Genomic DNA, 1,377 nt, shown 5'->3' on the forward strand with positions numbered 1-1,377 from the left:
CGCCGGAGGGCGACCGGGGCATGACCTCGCTCTCCAGGCGCGCCTTCGTCACGGCGTCGACGGCGGCCCTGCTCACCGGCTGCGGCGGCGGTCACGGAACCGCCCCGGCCGCGAACTCCACCACGAAACAAGGGAGTTCGAACCAGGGCGGTGCGACACCCTCCGCGTCGCCCGCCGTGCGGCCGGTCCACGCCCTCGCGCGGTCCGTCCCGGTCACCCTGCGCGTCCCGGCCATCGGGGTGGACACCCCGGTGATGCAGCTGGGGCTGGCCTCGGACGGCACCGTGCAGGTGCCGCCGATCACGGCGCACGACCGGGCGGGCTGGTACCGGTACTCGCCGACCCCCGGCCGCACCGGGCCGTCGGTGATCCTCGGGCATGTGACGGTCGGCGCGTACGGGGACGGGGTCTTCCGCCACCTCGCGCGGCTGCGCGCGGGGGACCGGATCGACGCGGTCCTGGAGAACGGTACGACGGCCACGTTCACCGTCACCGCCGTGCGGACGGTCGCCAAGGCCGACTTCCCGTCGGACGAGGTGTACGGGAACGTGGACCGCCCCGAACTGCGGCTCATCACCTGCGGCGGGACCCGTACCGGTACGGGCTACCTCGACAACGTGATCGTCTTCGCGGCACTGACCGCAGCGAGCCCCTGATCCGGCCCGGATCCCTGGCACGGTCCGGATCCCGGACCGCCGGAACCCACACCGGCGGTCCGGGGTCTTCCTCCGTGAACCTCACCACCCCCCTACGGAGCATGTTGAAACGGTCCCGCGAGAGGGCAGCGTCCGAACTGTTCGCCGCCGTCTACCCGCGCCTCGCCGGCTGGTGCCGCCGGCTCGTCGACGACGACGAGACGGCCCACGAGATCGCCTCCGAGGCCTTCACCCGGCTCTGGGCCCGCTGGACGAAGGTGGCGGAACCGCGCGGCTTCCTCTACGTCACCGCGGCCAACCTGGTCCGGGACCACTGGCGCAAACTGGAGCGCGAACGCCGGGCCGTGCGCCGCGTCACCACCGAGGAAGCGATACGACCGCCCGCCGAACAGGCCGACCCGTCCGTACGGCTGCTCGTGCAGTCGCTGCCGGAACGACTGCGCGTCCCGATCCTCCTGCACTACTACGCTGACATGCCGATCCGGGAGGTGTCCGTGCTGACCGGGCGCAAGGAAGGAACCATCAAGGCCGACCTCCACGCGGCCCGCGAACTGCTCCGAGCCCATCTGAGGAGAAGCCTTGACCACACACTTTGACGAGGAGGACGAGGGGCGAGAGGCCGACTTCGCCCTCGACGACCCCCTCACGGTCATCCTGCGGCCCCCCTCCTCGGAGTACCTTGGCCCGCCCCCCGGCCGCTACGAGTCGATCCGCCGCGGCG

The 1,377-nt window shown here is 72.2% G+C and carries 2 protein-coding genes; both read left to right on the forward strand.

Features of this window, described 5'->3' with window-relative positions; all coding sequences use genetic code 11:
• Positions 1-20 precede the first annotated feature (20 nt).
• Entirely contained in the window at positions 21-656 is a 636-nt protein-coding gene (locus tag R6V09_RS53215) for a class F sortase (RefSeq protein ID WP_317888566.1), read from the forward strand.
• A 104-nt stretch (positions 657-760) separates the two neighbouring features.
• Positions 761-1,252 (forward strand): RNA polymerase sigma factor, encoded by a 492-nt coding sequence (locus tag R6V09_RS53220; RefSeq protein ID WP_317888567.1) that lies wholly within the window; start codon positions 761-763, stop codon positions 1,250-1,252.
• Positions 1,253-1,377: the final 125 nt, after the last annotated feature.

The sequence above is a fragment of the Streptomyces sp. W16 genome (assembly GCF_033194735.1).
Lineage (GTDB): Bacteria > Actinomycetota > Actinomycetes > Streptomycetales > Streptomycetaceae > Streptomyces.

What these genes read in the sequence shown, in the direction of transcription:
- R6V09_RS53215 (WP_317888566.1), top strand. Translation starts at nt 21, where the DNA reads ATGACCTCGCTCTCCAGGCGCGCCTTCGTCACGGCGTCGACGGCGGCC.